Annotated in this window: 15 protein-coding genes; 9 read left to right on the top strand and 6 right to left on the bottom strand. The window is 39.6% G+C overall.

The genetic code is table 11. The features are described from left to right. Positions 1–24: 24 nt before the first annotated feature. Positions 25–477: a hypothetical protein gene (locus Q8W26_RS04590; protein ID WP_305472450.1), complete on the bottom strand. Its 453-nt coding sequence runs from the start codon at positions 475–477 to the stop codon at positions 25–27. A 546-nt stretch (positions 478–1023) separates the two neighbouring features. On the opposite strand from Q8W26_RS04590, the gene Q8W26_RS04585 reads away from it, so the two are divergent. Next, positions 1024–2082 (top strand): hypothetical protein, encoded by a 1059-nt coding sequence (locus tag Q8W26_RS04585; protein WP_305472448.1) that lies wholly within the window; start codon positions 1024–1026, stop codon positions 2080–2082. Positions 2083–2258: 176 nt separating this feature from the next. On the opposite strand, the gene Q8W26_RS04580 is transcribed toward Q8W26_RS04585, so the two are convergent. Beyond that, on the bottom strand, positions 2259–2741 hold the full coding sequence (locus tag Q8W26_RS04580) for a TnsA endonuclease N-terminal domain-containing protein (RefSeq protein ID WP_305472446.1): 483 nt from the start codon (positions 2739–2741) through the stop codon (positions 2259–2261). 378 nt (positions 2742–3119) lie between these two features. Between Q8W26_RS04580 and Q8W26_RS04575 the strand changes: the two genes are divergently transcribed. From Q8W26_RS04575 to Q8W26_RS04540, 8 genes are read left to right on the top strand one after another with little or no spacing between them, the layout of a single operon-like run. After that, positions 3120–3320 carry a helix-turn-helix domain-containing protein gene (locus Q8W26_RS04575; RefSeq protein WP_305472546.1) on the top strand — a complete coding sequence of 67 codons (201 nt, stop codon included), beginning with the start codon at positions 3120–3122 and terminating at the stop codon, positions 3318–3320. Beyond that, the gene (locus Q8W26_RS04570; protein WP_305472444.1) at positions 3320–4237 is read left to right on the top strand and encodes a restriction endonuclease; all 918 of its coding nucleotides are present in this window, start codon (positions 3320–3322) and stop codon (positions 4235–4237) included. Before Q8W26_RS04575 ends, Q8W26_RS04570 begins: the two co-directional genes overlap by 1 nt. 3 nt (positions 4238–4240) lie before the next feature. After that, positions 4241–6742, top strand: coding sequence for an N-6 DNA methylase (locus Q8W26_RS04565; protein ID WP_305472442.1), 2502 nt, complete (start codon positions 4241–4243; stop codon positions 6740–6742). 4 nt (positions 6743–6746) lie between these two features. Then, complete coding sequence (locus tag Q8W26_RS04560; RefSeq protein ID WP_305472440.1) at positions 6747–9260, top strand: N-6 DNA methylase; 2514 nt, start codon at positions 6747–6749, stop codon at positions 9258–9260. Continuing rightward, the gene (locus tag Q8W26_RS04555; protein ID WP_305472438.1) at positions 9253–10593 is read left to right on the top strand and encodes a restriction endonuclease subunit S; all 1341 of its coding nucleotides are present in this window, start codon (positions 9253–9255) and stop codon (positions 10591–10593) included. The genes Q8W26_RS04560 and Q8W26_RS04555 overlap by 8 nt, the downstream gene beginning before the upstream one ends. 25 nt (positions 10594–10618) lie before the next feature. After that, the gene (locus tag Q8W26_RS04550) at positions 10619–13939 is read left to right on the top strand and encodes a type I restriction endonuclease subunit R (RefSeq protein ID WP_305472436.1); all 3321 of its coding nucleotides are present in this window, start codon (positions 10619–10621) and stop codon (positions 13937–13939) included. Further along, on the top strand, positions 13936–14628 hold the full coding sequence (locus Q8W26_RS04545) for a M48 family metallopeptidase (RefSeq protein WP_305472435.1): 693 nt from the start codon (positions 13936–13938) through the stop codon (positions 14626–14628). Before Q8W26_RS04550 ends, Q8W26_RS04545 begins: the two co-directional genes overlap by 4 nt. 5 nt (positions 14629–14633) lie before the next feature. Beyond that, positions 14634–15800 carry a hypothetical protein gene (locus tag Q8W26_RS04540; protein WP_305472433.1) on the top strand — a complete coding sequence of 389 codons (1167 nt, stop codon included), beginning with the start codon at positions 14634–14636 and terminating at the stop codon, positions 15798–15800. Between the two features lie 187 nt (positions 15801–15987). Here the strand turns inward: Q8W26_RS04540 and Q8W26_RS04535 are convergent, their stop codons facing one another. The 4 genes from Q8W26_RS04535 to Q8W26_RS04520 form a co-directional block, all read right to left on the bottom strand. Beyond that, the gene (locus tag Q8W26_RS04535) at positions 15988–17172 is read right to left on the bottom strand and encodes an NAD(P)/FAD-dependent oxidoreductase (RefSeq protein WP_305472432.1); all 1185 of its coding nucleotides are present in this window, start codon (positions 17170–17172) and stop codon (positions 15988–15990) included. Positions 17173–17281: 109 nt separating this feature from the next. Continuing rightward, entirely contained in the window at positions 17282–17815 is a 534-nt protein-coding gene (gene ftnA, locus Q8W26_RS04530; RefSeq protein ID WP_305472430.1) for a non-heme ferritin, read from the bottom strand. 100 nt (positions 17816–17915) lie between these two features. Then, positions 17916–18398, bottom strand: a complete 483-nt coding sequence (locus tag Q8W26_RS04525) for a nuclear transport factor 2 family protein (protein ID WP_305472429.1) — start codon at positions 18396–18398, stop codon at positions 17916–17918. Between the two features lie 20 nt (positions 18399–18418). Then, the gene (locus tag Q8W26_RS04520; protein ID WP_305472427.1) at positions 18419–19684 is read right to left on the bottom strand and encodes a mechanosensitive ion channel family protein; all 1266 of its coding nucleotides are present in this window, start codon (positions 19682–19684) and stop codon (positions 18419–18421) included. Between the last annotated feature and the right edge of the window lie 24 nt (positions 19685–19708).

Here is a 19708-nt window from a genome sequence, read left to right as displayed (position 1 = left end):
TAGACTATCTAGCAATCCTCTATTTTATCTAACCACTACCGCTTGCTGACCATAAGCAAGCACTTTGCCCCCGTTCTCTTTGGCATATTCACGGGCTTGCCGTTGAGTTGAAAACCATAAATTAAGTTGTGATATGTCATCGCTGGTGTAGCTGGCAAGATCGGTATCTTGAGTGGGCGTAGTTAGCAGGGCGGGTTTATATTGTTCCCAGCTAGGGTAGCCGGCCTCAATCGCTAACATTCTTAAGAAATGTTTACGTTGCAAGGTGTGGCGTATTTTAAAGAGGCTAGTGATAGACTGGTCATAGCAAACATTGGTTGCATGAAGGCGTCTTAACACGGGTAATGCTTGGGATATTGAGCCTGTTTTTGCTGCGCGATGTAACTTTTTTGCTTCGCGTAATAGGGCGTCAATGTGCGGATTAGTTTTGCCTTGGCTCAGTGGTATTGAACCTTGAGGCTGTTTTTGATTGTACATACAAACTCCATCGTACTATTGGCCTGTCTCGTTAAGGGCCGGATCGAAGAGTCAGTAAGTGTTGTCTTACATCACAGGTGTGTTCACTTTCACGAGATTGGGCGTCCTGCAAACCCGCAACAAGCATAGCAACCTAATGGATGGCTTGTAAATGGGTTTTATGGTTTTGGTGGGTGCTTGATTTAAAGGCGATAATAATCCTATCACTGGGGGAATGAAGGTTAATATTATGCATTTTAAAATATGACTCTTTTTAGACTAAAAGCGACTTTGGGGCAAAGAAAAAAATTTGTCATTTCCAAAAAGGTGAAAGTGAGTGATATGTTAATTATTTCTTAAAACTTATTGCTAATTTTCAATCAACACATTATTGTTGCAATTGGCGCTAGCCACACTTGCACGCGAGTGAAAAAGAGCAAATACCTAAAAAGTATGAACAACACCAAAACATTTTTATAGATTTAGACATGGCTTGAGAGATCATGTTGTAATCGCGTGTAACAATGATTGATAACAGGATACTGTCTCAAGCATATGGAAATGTTTATGAAAAATTTAAAAGCGTTAGTTCACACTACTCATTCTGAATTAAAGAAAACCATCCCTACAGTCAAGAAGAGCCATCTGTATGAGGCTATCGCTTCGTTTTGTGGCTTTAACAGCTATGCTGCTTTTCAGTCAGCAGATGAATTCCAACTAACCGATGAAGAGCTAGCCACTGGCAGGTGCTTTGAGCGGATGCTCGATATGAGCTTTGGCGCTGCCAATGCATTGTTGATAAGCCAGCACACGGCAAAACTGTGGGGGGAATTAAATAATATTAGTGTTGATGACATTTGGCACTATTACGTGAACTCTTCGTATGAAGAAAGGCTTGCCTCATCAAGAACTCTAGAGATCATTAAAGCGCTTGCCCAAAAGCAGGATGTTGAAGCGAAGTTAATCGGCTTGGTATTAACCGCTGAAGTGCTGGCTGAATACGAAGATGACCTTGATAATAGAAGTGGTGAATATTGGCATAGCAAGAGATTAGCAAACCATAAGCTAAGCGACATACAATTAGGGATTGCTAATAATTACCTACATATCCAATGTTACCGAGAGCTTGTAGAGCACCTACTGAATGATTGTAATAATGAGTCATCATTATTACCTAGCCCCTCATCTATTAAAGGTACCGCGAATAAATTTCATCAAGGACAAAGAGGGCAATGGACATCATTCTTTTCTCAAAGCCCATATACAGTAATTGAAGCATTTGAATTTATTCAGCACTATCGAGATATAGGGGATAAGGTTGTTTCTCCTGAATTGTATATGGACTGGTATAAAGCTGAAGCTATTTTAAACCCAAATAAAGAAATGATCGCTGATATTATCGGATATCTCTGCTCAGATGAAGAAAAGTGGCTTTGGTATTACTTCGGGCTATCGAGTGACATAGATGTAACGAAAGATGCTCACATTGCAATTAATAGTGACACTGGTGGAGAGTGGGATGGATACGGCCCTGCTATGGTTGGTGGATATACAGGTATTTCATTACCAAAAATTTCAGAGTCTTCAAAAAGAGAATTGCAAAAAGCAGTAAGTAATATTTTTTAGTAAAATGCTGAGTTGCTAACTCCGATTGTTAGGCCCTCTTGATAAATATTTGAATATTTATCAAGAGGGCCTATGGTGAACTCGTTAGTATGATTCGTTAAGTGTGTACAGAAACAACTTTACCACTACATTCACTATGAACGGTGCGAAGTACCTCACTGGTAACTAACTGATAGTCAATATGCTTCTTGAAGAGCCTGTTTTTCTATAGTCAGAAAACGTAAAGCGTCATTAGGCTGCTTAACAGGAAACGCTTTTTGGTAAACCTCTCCCGTTTCAGGTTCGACCATGTCAGCAACAAAATCTATGGTTTGTATAATGGGAACGTTAGTACCTATATATACTGGGTGCCTTACTTCGAGCTGCTTAGCTAAAGGTACAGAGATTTCTAGTGGGATTGCAAATTGCTCATATATCTCTAGCACCAATGGGTTACGTACTAGATGTAAATACATCCACAGCTCATTTTGTGAAAGTAGGTGCACAATTCGGTGGCGCGTTGAAAAGTGTGGAACTTTGGTTTTAACACCACTGCTAGGTATGTCATCCGTGCGCCAAAATGGCTCATATACCAAACCCTCTATTTCGATACTATCGCGATGCACCTTATACCAATTTGCTTGCGACCGGAGTGTCGGCTTTTTTATCCGCTTCCCCATGTTCGACTCTCAGCTTTGACTTAGGTTATTTTTTGAAGTGTGTATTTGTAATTTGTGACTAAACATTGGAAATAACCTTTTTGATAAGACTATCTAAAAAGGTAGCTAAAACACCAATTAAAATCAAATAAAATCCAGTTAAAACAATGTGATATATAATATATAGATATTTATTAAAATGGCAAAAACACTAAAATTTGTCACAAAAAGAATGTCAAAATATAAAGCTAGCAACGTAACTAACTAATTTGCCGATATTTCTTAATTTTTTCTCAATCACATAATATTTCACTAATTAACAAAGCAAACGTTGAGCATTCCTCAATTTTCTCATAATATCGCTTTAATCAGTTTTATGAGTTAATGCAAAACCTAGCCATGAAAGATGAAATATTGACGATTCAAGAGCTTGCAGAGTATCTAAAGCTGAATGAAAAAACGGCTTACCGATTAGCAAGTGAAGGCAAATTACCAGGATTTAAAGTAGGCGGAAGTTGGCGATTTAAGCGTGTTGATTTGGACAAATGGATAGAAGATAAAAAGAACTTAAACCAGGTAAACAGTAATAAGGAAAGTTAGTGATACCCAATTACCAAGAATTTATGCGCCCCTTTTTAGAAGTCGCACTAGCTGCTAACGGAAAAGAAATAAAACTTCGTAACATCATCAATGAGCTTGCTGATAAGTTTAATCTTACTGAAGACGAGCGTGAAGAAACATTACCGAGCGGCAAGCAAAGTATTCTTGATAACAGAGTTGGTTGGGCGCGTACCTATCTTTCTAAAGCTGGTTTACTGGAAGTAACTAGACGTGCTCACTTTAAAATTACCGACCGTGGTATTAATGCACTTAAAGATAAACAAGCTGTTATTGATAACAAATACTTAAAACAGTTTGATGAATTTATTGCCTTTAAAGACCAAAAAAATGTAACCACTAGCCATGATATCGAAGTCAATGATGATATTGATGACATCACGCCTGATGAAGCACTCCGCTTGGCATATAAAACCATTAACAACTCGTTAGCTCAAGATATTCTAGAACGCACTCGTAAAGTCACGCCTGCTTTTTTTGAAGACTTACTTATAGAGCTCCTGATCGCCATGGGATATGGTGGTACCGGTGAAGGCGCTGCTCATGCACTAGGAAAAACTGGTGATAACGGCATTGATGGTGTTATAGATCAAGACCCTTTAGGCGTGGATCAGATATACATACAAGCTAAGCGTTATGCAGAAGGCAATAATGTTAGTGCTGGTGATATCCGTGATTTCTTTGGCGCTTTAAACCTTAAGAAAGCACAAAAAGGTATCTTCATTACAACATCTGAATTCACTGCATCAGCAAAAAAAACGGCACAAGATTTAGGTACACGTATCGTACTTATCAATGGAACAGAATTAGCAAAACTCATGCTGCGCTACAATATCGGCAGCCGAGACGAACAGGTATTGCACCTAAAGAAAATCGATGAAGAATTTTTTGAAGGCTGATACATGAAGATAACTCAGCCAGAATTAGAAAATCACCTTTTCAAAGCTACGGATCTTATTCGTGGTAGAAATGATTCCTACGATGTTAAAGAATATATCTTTGGTATGCTGTTTCTAAAACGATGTAACGATACATTCGAAGAACGCCGTGCAGAAGTAATAAATGAACAGCTGTTAAAAGGAAAAGAGAAAGGAGAAGCGGTTAAAATAGCAGAAGACAAGATGTGGTACAAAAGCTCATTTTATGTGCCACCAACGTCTCGTTGGAGCTACCTCATCAGTCAAGCTCATCAAAATATTGGAAACCATTTAAATGAAGCGCTGGGTGGGTTGGAACAAGGTAATAGTTCACTACAAGATGTTTTAGAATATATAGACTTCAACCGTAGAACAGGAAAAAAGCCATTAACAGATGCTCTTCTACGTGAGTTTATCAATCACTTCGACCAGTTAAATTTTTCTGATAAAAATCTAGAAAATTCAGATGTATTAGGCGAAGCTTTTGAGTCGTTATTAGGCTATTTTGCTGAAAGTGCTGGAAAAAAAGCTGGAGAATTTTATACACCAAGAGCAATAGTTAAATTACTGGTAAAGCTGGCTAACCCTGAAAATAATACCTCTATCTACGATCCCTTCTGTGGCTCTGCTAGCATGCTTGTTGAAGCAAAAAAGCACATAGCCAGCAAGACAGGTGGCAATGTTAATTTAGATCTTTACGGACAAGAAGTTGCTGGAGTAACCTGGTCTATTGCTAAAATGAACCTGCTCTTTTCAGGTGTTCCACTAAGCCACCTCACTAATGACGACACCTTAGAAAGCCCAGCTCATATAAATAGCGATGGAAAGTTGGCACAATTTGATACAGCATTATCGATCCCTCCTTTTTCTTGTAATTTTGGCACCCGAGAGCAGAGTTTAAAAGACGATTTTAAATATCCTGAAAGGTTTAAATATGGTTCAGTGCCATTAGGCTCTAAAAAAGCTGATTTAATGTTTTTACAGCATATGCTTGCTACTTGTAAAGCGAACGGGAAAGTAGTTTCCGTTGTTCCTTTTGGAGCTCTTTTCAGGAGTTCAGATGAAAAACAAATTCGCTCTGGTATGGTTGAAGATGACCTATTAGAAGCTGTCATAGCTCTACCATCAGGGCTGTTTTATGGTACAGGTATACCAGCGGCTATTTTAGTCCTTAATAAAAACAAACCAGAAGAGAGAAAACAACAGACTTTATTTGTTGATGCTTCACATGACTATACTGAAGTTCGCTACGCGAACCGGTTACGTCCAGAAGATATCCAAAAAATGACTAGTGCATACTTTTCTTACGCAACCGAAGGAAGTTATTCAAAACTAGTTCACACAGAAGAGATTCGTGATAATGATTATGATCTTAGTGTAAGGTGCTATGTTGATAATTCACCTGTTTTGAGAAGAATAAATGAACTCAATGCACATTATCAAGCCTTTAAAGAATACGCTTTTTCCTCTAACCGTAAAAACTGCGCAGTAAAATCCATTAACTCTCCTTCTGATAGTCCTCGTTCAAATACCGTAGTTATTAGTAAAATGGCAAGAGGTACAAAACAGTGTATTGAACACGATGAGATAGGTACTAGAAACAAGTCGAATTTCTTCGAAATTCAGTTTGATGAAAATATAGTTTCAAGCGCATATGTAAAATTATTTTTTGAATCTGAACTTGGCAAATTAACACTATCCCATTTACCTCGTGGTACGACGATGCCTATGTTAAATAGGCAGGATCTTGAGAGTTTAACAATATTCATCCCATCAAAAAACGAACAAAATAGAATTATCGACTTGGCCAGGAAGTTAGATGTGGCGAGAGAGCAACTTACCACATATAAAAGTGACTTACTTACAAAGCCAGCACTTTACCAAGAGGTTGAATCTAGAACGGATGATTTCGTTTATGAACTCTCTACGTTAGATGAAGTGAGCAGAGTAAAACAACTCATTAAAATAAACGAAACACAGCGAATTGAATTCAAACAAACATTTTTCGTTAATGCAGATCATGTAGGTCGTGAGTTCAAAAAGACCGATAAAGAATACAAGAAAAGTTGTAAAGCAGAGCAATATAAAATTGCTAAAAACATCGCTACATTTCTAAACACTGATGGTGGCACGCTATTGATTGGTGTGACAGATGATAGCCAGGTCTGTGGTATTGAAAAAGAAATGCAACACATCAAAGAAATTAAAGCGGAAGCCTATATAAAACGATTATCTCAAGATGTAGCTAATTTGATCGGTGAACGAAATAACAATTGGGTCGAATACTGTTCGGTTGAAGTTGATGACAAAACAATTGTTGTAATTGATTGCAAACCAGCCACAAAGCCAGTGTTGCTGCCTAATAAAAACAAAGATGGAACAATTCATAACGAGCCAACTGAACTTATTATAAGACGCGGTACTGCATCGGTAACTCTGAACGGTTATGAACTGTTAGAATACATTGATTCACATTTTAAGAAGTAAAACTATGCCATTAACCCTATCCCAACTAGAAAGACATCTATTTAACGCCGCCGACATTCTGCGTGGCAAGATGGATGCATCAGAATTTAAAGAATACATTTTTGGCATGCTGTTTTTAAAGCGTTGTTCAGATATCTTTGAAGAGCGCCGTGAAGAAGTTATCAAAGCGCAGCTTGAAAAAGGTAAAAGCCAAGCAGAAGCTGAAAAAATTGCTGAAACTAAAATGTGGTACAAAAAGACTTTCTATGTACCTCCTACATCACGTTGGGATCATCTAGTCAAAGAAGCCCATAAAAATGTCGGTAACTTCTTAAATGAAGCGCTTGGCGGTTTAGAGCAAGGTAATAGCTCGCTGCAAGACGTATTAGAGTACATCGACTTTAACCGTAAAATTGGTAAAAGTGCGATGCCAGATCGCAAGCTACGTGAACTAATTACCCATTTCAATAAACACAGGTTACGTAACCAAGATTTTGAATTCCCTGATCTGCTCGGCGCTGCCTATGAGTATTTAATCGGTGATTTTGCCGACTCAGCGGGTAAAAAAGGCGGTGAATTTTACACACCTCGTTCGGTAGTGCGTTTAATGGTTCGGTTAATGAAACCAGAGCAAAACCATAAAGTGTACGATCCTTGTTGTGGCTCTGGCGGTATGCTCATAGCCTCAAAAGAGTATATTGATGAACAAGGTGGTGATGGTTATAGACTCGATTGTTATGGTCAAGAAGCGGCTGGTACTGTGTGGTCAATTGCCAAAATGAATATGCTGTTGCACGGTTTAACGACGAACAGCTTGGAAAATGACGATACATTAGAGCACCCTCGCCATAAAACAGAAGGTAAACTGATTCAGTTTGATCGCATTCTTGCTAACCCACCATTTTCTATTAGCTTTGGTACTAAAGAAACTGATGACGATGGCCAATTTATTTATCAGCCTGATCACCCTGAACGTTTTAAATATGGTCAAGTACCACTGGGTGCAAAAAAAGCTGATTTAATGTTTGTTCAGCATATGCTTGCGGTATGTGCTGAAGGTGGCCGAGTGGCGACTGTATTACCCCTTGGTGCATTATTCCGGGGTAGTGAAGAAAAAGATATTCGAGCTGGCATTATTAATGATGATTTACTGGAAGCCGTTATAGGATTACCTCCAAAACTATTCTATGGAACAGACATTCCAGCTTGTATTATGATTTTTAGGCAACAAGTCTCTGAAGGTGCCCATCAAATAAGTGGTAAACCTGCACATATGCAAGGCAAAGTCTTGTTTATCAATGCTGACCAAGAATACTTTGAAGGTCGAGCAAAAAATTTCCTAATGCCTTCAAATATGGAGCGCATTGCTTCAATATTTGAAGCCTATGAATCTAATGAACTAAAAAAAGATATTCCTGGGCTTGCTGCTATTGTTAGCAATGAAAAACTATGCGAAGAAAACCATAACCTTAGTATTCGCCGTTATGCTGATAACTCACCATCGCCAGAGCCACACGATGTAAAAGCGCATTTATTAGGTGGTATTCCAGACAATGAAATAAACTGTAAAAAAGCATTGTTTGATGCCCAAGGCTTAAAACCTGAAGATATTTTTATCCCTAAGGCAGGTCAAAGTGGCTATCAAGAATTCACATCGGTGATAGATTCCAAGCAAGCGATCAAATCTATTGTGAATGAAAATGCTCATGTTATTGCTCAAGAGCAAGCCATGCGTGATGCCTTTGATACTTGGTGGAATAATCATAAACTCAGTATCACCGCCCTTGCTAAAAATAAAGAATATGCCGCTCTGCGCAAAGAGCTGATCAACAGCTTTACTGAAAGTTTAAAACCTATTGGTATGTTAAGTGATGCACAAGTTAGCGGTATGATCGCGGAATTTTGGTATCAACAGCGCTATGACTTTTTAACTTTAATTGCACGAGACTCTAAAGGCGTAGTAGATGCATGGCGCACCAGTATCATTACTGCGATGGAAGATGGTAAAAGTAAATCAGACCCACTAGAGCACAAACTAGTACGCTTCTTATTAGATGGGTTTTTATCTGAACTGCAAAGCTTACAGCAGCAAAAAACAGAGTTAGATGGTTCGATTAAAGCGTTAACTGCCAAGTTACCTAAAGATGAGGACGAAGAAGACGGCGATGAAGCTGATACTAAAGAAATACTATCAGCTGAAGAAATTGCTCGTATCGAAAAGCAAATTAAAGCCCAGAAATCTCAGCGTACCAAAATCACCAAAAGCTTAAAGTCAAAAACTGATGCCTTTGAAAGTGAGTTAAACACCAAAGTCGATGAGCTAGGCTCAGACGATGCTGCCAAGTTGATACTAAACATACTTTATCAAGATATGTTGAGTATCGTTGAACGTTATCTTGCTACTGAACGTCAGCAATTAATTGCGACTATTGAAAACTGGTGGGATAAATATCAAATCACATTGACTCAGATTGAGAGTTCACGAAACACCGCAGCAAACACTCTTAATGGTTATTTATCGAGGTTAGGTTATGTCTAATTATCAAACATTACTAAACAGCTTACCCTCTGATTGGGAAACAAAAAAAATTTCTGAATTAGGAACTGTTGTAAGTGGTGGTACCCCATCAAGAGCTGTTTCATCATTTTGGCAAGGTAATACTCCTTGGGTAACACCAGGTGAAGTATCTAAACTGAAAAGCAAAAATATATCATCAACCTCTGAATATATTACAGATTCGGGGTTAAATAATAGCGGCGCAAACTTATTACCCGAGGGCTCATTATTGGTTACATCAAGAGCGACACTTGGTGCAAGAGTTATAAACCAAGTGCCTATGACAACCAATCAAGGCTTTAAATCCATTGTATTTGAAGATCCTAAAGATGCGGATTACTACTTTCATTTTATAAGTTTATTAAAGGCAGAGTTAGAAAGACGTGCATCTGGCACGACATTCCTAGAGATTTCAGGTGCTGAATTTTCTGATATAGATTTGCCTGTACCACCGAAAAACGAACGAAATAAAATAAATGAAATTTTAGATACTTTAGATAACCAAATTAATGAAACTGAAGGTATTATTGCCAAATTACAACATCTAAAACAAGGCCTGTTACATGATTTATTGACACGTGGTGTTGATGGAGACGGTAAACTTCGCCCAAGTTATGAAGATGCCCCTGAATTATATAAATCATCTAAGCTAGGTTGGATTCCATGTGATTGGAATTATATGAGTATCGGTGATGCGATAACTAAAAAATATATACTTGAAGTACAAGATGGGAATCATGGCGAAATGCACCCTAAAACAAGTGATTTCGTAAAAGATGGGGTGCCATTTGTCATGGCAAATGACATCCAAAATAATAAAGTTAACTTCGAAAAATGTTATCGAATTACAGAAAAACAATATGAATCACTTAGGATAGGCTTTTCCAAAGCCAATGATGTGCTGCTTAGCCATAAAGGTACTGTTGGCCAGGTTGCTATTGTACCAGATAGCTGTGACAAACTTATGCTAACGCCACAAGTTACCTACTACAGATGTGATACTGAACAATTAGTCCCTCAATATTTAAGTTGCTGGTTCTTAAGCTCATATTTTAAAAAAACATTAAGCGCTCTCTCCGCCCAATCTACTAGAGCATATATTGGTATCTTGGCTCAAAGAGAACTGCCTTTTTTGTACATTCCAAAAAAGGAACAACCTTTGATTGTTGAGCGGTATTCTTCAATATGCAACAGATATGACTATGAATTAGCTCATCTAAAAAAATTAAAGCTTGAAAAGTCAGGTGTAATGTATGACTTACTCACCGGAAAAGTCCGCACCACTATGTTATTGCAACCAGAGCAGGTCAATTAAAAATAAGAATTTAAAAGGAAGTACTATGGGTCCGGAATATCTACAATCAGAATTACCATTAATCAAACAGCTTCAAGCACAAGGTTGGCAGTATATTGAAGGCAGCTTAGATGATGCTAATGTCGCTGGCCGCGATAATTTTGCTGAAGTATTGCAAACCAAACTATTACGCGAACAACTGGTAAAGGTAAACTTGCGAAGCTTGGCTAACGGTGAGCAAATCGAATGGCTTGATGAGCAACGCGTTAACCAGGCTATATCGGCTATTAGTCGTGTTGCAGCTTCTAAGTTGATGGAGGCTAACCAAAAAGCTTCTGAGCTACTAACAAATGGTATTATTGTAGATGGTTTGCCCTATTGGGATGGTGGCCGTGCCCGTAGTATTCATTTTATTGACTGGGATAAGCCAGAAAATAATACCTTTACGGTAATTAACCAATTTAAGGTGCAATGCCCACCGGGGCATGACACCAGTAAAAAACATATTATTCCTGATTTAGTGTTATTGGTTAATGGCATTCCGTTAGTCGTGATTGAATGTAAAAATCCTGATAGTGCTGAACCTATGGCTGCGGCGATTAATCAACTGCGCCGTTATTCGAACCAACGATTTGCTGGTGGTGAAGTAGAAGATAATGAGGGCGCTCCTCAGCTATTTAATACCAACCAGTTAATGATTGCCGCCAGTTTTGAGCAATGTTTAGTGGGCACTATTGGTGCAAGAGCTGAGTTTTATAAACCTTGGAAAACTATTGCTACACAGAGCGAGCCCAAGCGTTGTGAAAAAGCACTCGCTAAAGAGCTAGGTGTTTCAGGCCTGTCAGCGCAACAGCGATTAGTGGCTGGGATGTTAATGCCTGAATCTCTGTTAGATATTATTCGCCACTTTATTTTGTTTGTACATCAAGGTGGGCAAACCATCAAAATGGTCTGTCGTTATCAGCAATATCGTGGTGTAGTGCGTTCTGTTCAGCGTTTGTTATCGGGTAAAACTCGTAAACAAGATGGTGAATACGATAGGCGTGGCGGTATCGTGTGGCATACCCAAGGCTCGGGTAAGTCATTAACTATGATGTTTTTGATTAGAAAACTACGTACAGATATTGCCTTACGCCGCTTTAAAGTGGTAATAGTTACCGACAGAAAAGACCTACAAAAACAACTTTCAAGCACAGCCTCTTTAACCGATGAAATGGTCTCGGTTGCTAACAATAATAGATCGCTTAAAAACCTATTAAAGCAAGATGGTCCCGGCATCGTATTTGCGATGATCCAAAAATATCGTGAGTCACAAGCAAAAGCAGCTGATCCTTTTGAATTGCTAAATGCCAGTGAAGATATTTTGGTTATGGTGGATGAAGCACACCGTACGCAATCGGGTGATTTGCACGCTAACTTGCTTTCAGGTATTCCTAACTGTGCTCGTATAGGGTTTACGGGCACGCCAATCATTATGGGTGAGAAAAAACGCACCCATGAAGTGTTTGGTGAGTTTATTGATAAGTACACCATTAAAGAAGCCGAGGCGGATGGCGCTACAGTACCTATTTTGTACGAAGGTCGCACGGTAAATGGTGCAGTAAAAGATGGCTCTAGCTTAGATGAATTATTTGAAGACTTTTTTAGCGATAAAAGTGAAGAAGAACTTGAAGCCATTAAAAAGAAGTATGCGACTAAAGGCAATGTATTAGAAGCCACACTGCTCATTGAAGAAAAAGCAGCAGATATGCTACGCCACTATGTTACCAATATTTTACCTAATGGCTATAAAGCGCAAGTGGTGGCATATAGTCGCTTAGCTGCTGTGCGTTACTACAAAGCCCTTATGGATGCGCGTGATAAGTTGCTGTTTGATGCCGAACGCTTACCTGAAGAGTTAAAGGGGTGTGATAACGAAACCCTTTGTCGTAAGTCTCCTAAAGTACAGGCGTTGATCCAAGCATGGCGTTATAAAAGTGTATTAGCCAGAATGGAATTTGCCACCATTATTTCGTCTGATAATAACGATGGGCCAGAATGGGCAGAACATACAGATAGAGCCAAACAAGACAAAGCCATTGAACGTTTCAAAAAGCCTTTACTGAATAAAGAACTAGGTGCTGAAGCTGAGCAAACGGGAGCAGGCACAGATCCGCTTTCGTTCTTAATTGTTAAATCAATGTTGTTAACAGGCTTTGATGCTCCTATTGAAGGTGTGATGTATTTAGACCGCTCAATCCGTGAAGCTGAATTATTACAAACAATTGCTAGGGTTAACCGAACGGGTTACGGCAAGCAGTTTGGTATTGTGGTGGACTATTACGGTGTTGCTAATCACCTAAAAGCTGCATTAGCTGCTTATAGTGATGAAGATGTAGAAGGTGCTTTACGCAGTTTAAAAGACGAAGTTCCCGCCCTAAGAGAGCGACATATTCGTGCCGTAGATATGTTCCGCAGTAAAGGAATTGAATCACTTGATGATATAGAGTCTTGTGTACAATTACTTAGCACGGAACGATTACGACAAGAGTTTTCAGTAAAATTAAAAACCTTTTTACAAAGCTTAGAGCAAGTATTACCACGCCCAGAAGGTTTACCTTTTGCTGGTGATGCCAAAGCACTAGCGATGATACAAAACCGTGCAAGAATGCGTTATCGCGATAGCATGGTGATAGGTAAAGATGTTGGTGCTAAGGTTCGTACTTTAATTGACGAACATATTATTTCATTGGGCATAGACCCTAAAGTAGCGCCAGTTAATTTAACCGATGCACATTTTGAGAAAAGCGTAGATGAAGTGCGTGAGCAAGTTGCGACTTATTGTGCTGATACTGAAGAGCAAAAAAAGGCGATTGCTTCTGAAATGGAGCATGCTATTAAAAGCCATGTTAGTCAGCATATTGATGAAGATCCTGTTTATTATGAAAAACTAAGCGAACGTCTAAAACAAATATTAGATAACATGGTTGGCCAATGGGATGAATTGATCAAAGCGTTACAAACAATTATTGATGAAGTTCGTTCTGGCTCTACTAATCATGAAGAAGGCTTGCCGGATATTCCGGAGCATTACTTGCCGTTTTATCGCATGTTAAAAGTGGCAGTAAGTGGTGAAGACAAACCCGATTTAGCCTTAGAAGCCCAACTAATAGAACTTACTGAAAAATTGGTTGCTCATATTCAAGATAAGATCACCACCACCAGTTTTTGGGAACCGCATCGATTAGGTTTACAGGAAGAGCTAGAGCAATATTTATTTGAGAGCCTGTATGAATCTGAGCTACTTGACTTTGATCATATTGAACCTTTGGTTGATAAGCTTAGAGAGCTTGCCAAAGCCAATAGCTATAAATTAGAGGCCGTATGACCTTAACTATTGAAGACTTAGTTATACCTGTCAAACACAGTGCTGGTCGTAAAACGATGCAGTTAACTGTGGATAGAGATAGCAGCTTATTACTTACCGCACCACCACTTGTGCAAACAGATGTACTTGAGAATTTTGTGCGCTCTAAACTTAGCTGGGTTTATCAAAAGCTTGCTGAAAAATCGCTAATGCATAAAACCGTGCGTCAAAAACAGTTTGTGCAAGGAGAAGGCTTTTTATATTTAGGCAGAAGTTATCGCTTAAACTTAGTTGATGAACAAGAACAGCCACTTAAGTTTTATCATGGCCGTTTTCATTTATCAAAAAGCAATATTGAGGATGCCCGAAAGCTATTTATCGAATGGTATGTAGCAAAAGGATTGAAATGGTTAGAGGCAAAAGCTAACGAATTTAGAAACCGTTTAAGTGTTGAGTTCTCAGCAGTAAAAGTACGTGACCTAGGTTATCGTTGGGGGTCTTGTGGTAAAAATCAGACGCTGTATTTCCACTGGAAAACTATTTTACTACCAGCAAAAATTGCTGAATATGTTGTTGTGCATGAGCTTTCCCACTTGATTGAACCAAGCCACAGTAGCGAGTTTTGGTTGTGCGTTGAACGTGTTATGCCTGATTATAAAGAAAGGAAGAAGTGGTTAGCTGAGCATGGTATGGATGTAGAGGGGCTTTAGCAGTCTTGTTTAATCTACACGTTTCAAATAAAAAATTAAATATCTCCTATCAAATAAGAAATGAGCTAAAAGAAATTGCGAGAGTACTTGATAAACCAGAGCTAAGGCACCCTCATAGTGCCGCGAATGGCCAGAGCTATAGAGCTGACTTAAGGCAGCGGCTTAATAAGTATATGACAGCTGTAGATGAGCTTAATATCGATGACTCTAAAATTTCAGACGAAGTTGGCAAGCTTAAAACTCATTTAAAACCGATATGTGATCATTTACTAGCAGCAGTTAATGCTTACCTTAGTGGGCATTATGGTGATGCTTATGCACAAATAGATACATTATTTGAAAATGGAAATCGCCACCTTCTGCAAAAGCTAATTTCAGGACAAAACCTATCGAGAAAACAATATTTATATAGAGTTAGGCCTTCTAATAACTATTTACATGAGCTCGGGGATCTTTTCCATATTCCTTTCAATTTAAGGCACTTAGTAAGTGGACAACGTTACTCCATTCCTGGTGTTCCGAGTTTATATCTTGGTGCTTCTTTATACGTTTGTTGGCAAGAAATGAGTTACCCCGATCTTAATTCTCTTTATATTAGTAATTTTGCTTTAAGAGACGATACATCTGAAGGGAGTAGAATCAAATTATTAAATCTTGCCTTTAGTTTAAATAACCTAACAAGCGGTTTAGAAAGTGATGATGATAATATTAATGAAGTTATCGCGGCTAGAATTATTCTGTACCCATTAGTTATTGCTTCAAGTTATACGCGAGCAAACGAAGACTCTAGCTTTAACGAAGAGTATATAATACCGAGTCTATTACTACAGTGGGTTAATAGGAATAAAGAAATTGCTGGTATTTCGTACTTCTCAACAAAACGAAACTTAGAATCATACGATAAAAAACTTGTAAACTATGTATTCCCAACAACAGTAGAAGATAACAGCCCTGCTAGCCAAGGGTTTTGTAGTGCATTAGTACAGATGTTCCAGTTTACACCTCCTATAGCTTGGCAATTTTTAGATGCTCAGGACTTGGTTCAACGAGGTGATCCTTCTAGAAATAGCGCCTATAATTACAATCGCTACTATACAGATATAAACGCTACAACCAACTTTTCGACAGATGCTTTTTTTTGTAACTACTCTAGAACAAATTTTGGTAGGTAAGAAGAGAAGCTTGCAAACATGCCTTTCACTACATTAGACCAGCCACTTAATTGAATTTGAGTGAAACAAAACGAAGACAAAATTTAAGGCTTAATTATCAATTAATTAAACCTTAAGCAACTCCTAAACTAAAAAAATTGTCTTCGATGCAATTTAAACTGTCTTCGTTTTAATTTCATCAATACAGTTAAACAAACTGCCCCGCACACCAACCCGAGCTCCATGCCCATTGGAAATTATAGCCACCGAGCCAGCCGCTGACATCGACTACTTCGCCGATGAAATACAGGCCGTCGACGTTTTTGGCCATCATGGTTTTTGATGAGATCTCGTCAGTGTCAATTCCGCCTAAAGTAACCTCGGCAGTGCGGTAGCCTTCGGTGCCGTTAGGTTTGATTTGCCATTGATGGAAGTATTGCGCAATCGTGCTCACTTCTTTGTCATTTAACTGGTTAAGCGGTTTGTCGCTCACTTTGTTGAGCTCAATTAAACGTTCGATCAGGCGTTTCGGAAAGTGTTGGCTTAAACAGGTTTTTAGTGCCTGTTTCGGATTGCTTTCACGGCTGCTGATAATGATTTGTTCTAAATCGTTACTTGGTAACAGGTCGATGGTAATCGCTTGTCCTGCTTGCCAGTAAGATGAGATTTGTAAGATCGCTGGACCCGAAAGGCCACGGTGGGTAAACAGCATGTCTTCACTGAAGTTAGTGCCGTTTTCACTGGTCACAGAGACGGGTAAGCTGATCCCCGATAGCGACTCGTAATCTTCTTTATCGGTGTTTTGCCATGTGAATGGTACGAGTCCGGCACAGGTATCTGTCATTTTTAGGCCAAATTGCTGCGCGACCTTATAACCAAATGGGGTCGCACCCAGCTTTGGCATCGACAGACCGCCCGTCGCAATGACTAATGATTCACAGCTGTATTTACCTTCGCTGGTGGTGACACTAAAACCCTGCTCGGTTTTGGTAATTGCCATGATTTCATGGCGCAGACCGATAGTGACATTGGCATCGCGACACTCGGCTTCTAGCATGCTAACAATGTCTTTCGCGCTATCATCACAAAATAACTGACCAAGGGTCTTTTCGTGATAGGCGATGTTATATTTATCAATTAGGCTGAGAAAATCCCATTGTGTATAACGGCTTAGCGCCGATTTACAAAAATGTTTATTGTTTGAGATGTAAGCGCTAGGTTCGATATTGTAGTTGGTAAAATTACAACGGCCGCCGCCACTAATTAAAATCTTGCGCCCGACTTTTTTGGCGTTATCAAGGAGTAATACTTGGCGACCGCGATAACCTGCGGTTGCGGCGCAATGTAAACCTGCAGCACCTGCACCAATAATAATAACGTCAACGTGGCTCATACAATATTCTCTTTTGATTTTTTACATATTCAATACATAAAAAAAGGATGCTTAATTGAAGCATCCTTTTTATTTCTCGCGCAATTATAACGAGGACTGAAGGTGAGCGCTACACTACTGTTGCGCCAGGTTCCATGATGCTGCCACCACCTTCTACAGCCAATGCGGCAAAGTCTTTATCAAACATATACATAGCAGGACCGTCTTCACCGATAAGCGTTAGCTTATCTAATACACCTTTAAATAATTTTTCTTCTTCGTGCTGTTCTGCCACATACCACTGTAAGAAGTTAAAGGTTGAGTAATCATGCGTTGTGAATGCAACGTGCGCTAGCTCATTGATTTGTTTGGTGATTAGGCATTCGTGCTCTAAAATTTGTTCAAATACATCACGTAATGACTCGAAGTTGTGCGGTGGCGCATCAATCGCACCAAGAATTGGTAGGCCACCAGTTTCAGACACGTAAGTGAATAGGCGCTTCATGTGCTCCATTTCTTCATTCGCGTGCTTACGTAAAAATAGTGCGGCACCATCAAAGCTACGATCTTCACACCAAGCGCTCATCTGTAGATAAAGGTTTGATGAGTAAAATTCAAGATTGATTTGTTCGTTGAGCTTTTCGATCATTGCTGTTGATAACATGAGGACCCTTTGTTTATTCGTCAGTTGTTTCTAAAAATATCTGGTTATGATCGCGCATATTGTGCGAGCGGTCAAATACATCTTGATTTGTCTGGTGTTTTTAATTTTTAGCACTTGAGGTGTGATCTTGGGTGATTAACCATTGGCCGTTCTTTTTTTCAAACAACAAAGTGTATAGGCCCTTGGGTTGATCGTTTTCGCGGGTTAAATGCCAACGACCAAACACAATCGCCACATCGTCACTGACTTGGTTGATGTCGATAATATCAAATTTCAACTGACCCATAGTGGCTTTATCTGGGTAACCCTTAATGTAATTGTCTAGGGTTGATTGCCAGCCAAAACGATAGCTATTGCCTGATGCAAAACGCAATTTGTCACTTTGCCAATAGCCTTGCATAAACGCTGTCAGGTTGCCGCTGTTCCATGCTTGTTGTTGGTTGGCCATCACTTGGCGAATGCTTTGTGCGGTGCTTTCTTTCGTCTCAGTGCTTGGGTTGGTTGGCGCGGTATTGGCGCAGCCGAGTAGGGCGAACGCGCTAACAAGGCTAATCAATGAAATTTTTATACTAGAGAGTGTCATCTTAATTCCTAATGAGGGGGTTATGTTAATGTTTGGCTGATACGATCAACCGAGCGGCTACTCGGGTGTTGATGAATCGATAAATCAAACACATGAATCGACGCGAGTAAATGATCAAATATATCAGCTTGCAGCTCTTCAAATGCTACCCAAGCGGTGCCTTCTGCGTGGGTAAAGCAATATAGCTCTAACGGAATACCTCGCTCGGTGGGTTGTAATTGACGCACTAGTACCGTGGCTTGACTGTTAATTGCCGGGTGGCTTAATAAGTAGTTTTTAATGTAGGTACGAAAGCAGCCTAAATTAGTCATCTTGCGCAGATTAATTTCAGCCACATCGTTATGATTATCAACGCCTTGATTAGCCTTGACCAGCTCTTGTTTTTTCTGAATGACACAGGGGGCTAGGCGAGTAATTTGACTCATCTTTTCAATTTCTTGTTCGCTAAAAAAGCGCACACTATCGGTATCGATATTGAGGCTACGTTTGATCCGGCGACCGCTACCATACATCTGTTGAAAGTTTTTAAACGGTTTATTGATTAAGTCATAGGCTGGTACGAAGCTCAGTGAATTGTCCCAGTTTTTCACGGTGCAAGTGGTGATTGAAATACTGACTACCTCACCGTCGGCTTGAGAGCCGAGAATTATCCAGTCACCGACTTTAACCAGCTTTTGGCTAGCCACTTGAATACCAGCGGCAAAGCCTAAAATCGAGTCTCTAAAGATCAATAAGATCACCGCTGAGGCAGCCGTTAGGCCGCTAAGCAAATAAGTTGGCGATTTATCTAATAAGGTTGATATTGCGATAATTGAGGCAACGGCGATAACAGCAAGTTTCAATAATTGCATCACCTGTTTAATCGGCATATCACGAGTGATTTTTCGGTGCTCAAGCAAGTCGTGCAATGCGTTTAAGAGACTAAAGAGTAGCTTAGCACTATAGATCACCAACACAATATTGGCGAGTTTTAGCCATACTGTTTCTAAGGTGGGGTGTGCAATAAACTCAGTGCTCTTAAGGGCTAATACCACGGGAATAAAGCGTAATAAATTAATAAACAGCTGGTGTTTGAGTAAGTAGGTCGCCATCGCATGATGCATTCTAACGATGGCTTTGCGAATGAGCGGAATCACACAAGAGACGGTGACTATGTGCAATACGCTTATCGCGAGGACGAGTAAGGCGAGTCTGAGTAATGGAAAGCCAAGAGAGTCAGCCGCTAACCCAAGCTGGTGTTGACCGACTTCGAGAAGCCATTGGTTAAATGATGCAATGTCGATCATGGTGAACAGTCCTTACCTTGTCTT

This window comes from Psychrobium sp. 1_MG-2023, assembly GCF_030689115.1.
Taxonomy (GTDB): Bacteria; Pseudomonadota; Gammaproteobacteria; order Enterobacterales; family Psychrobiaceae; genus Psychrobium.
The sequence above is the reverse complement of the archived record's forward strand: the minus strand, read 5'-3'. Positions and strand labels throughout refer to the sequence as shown.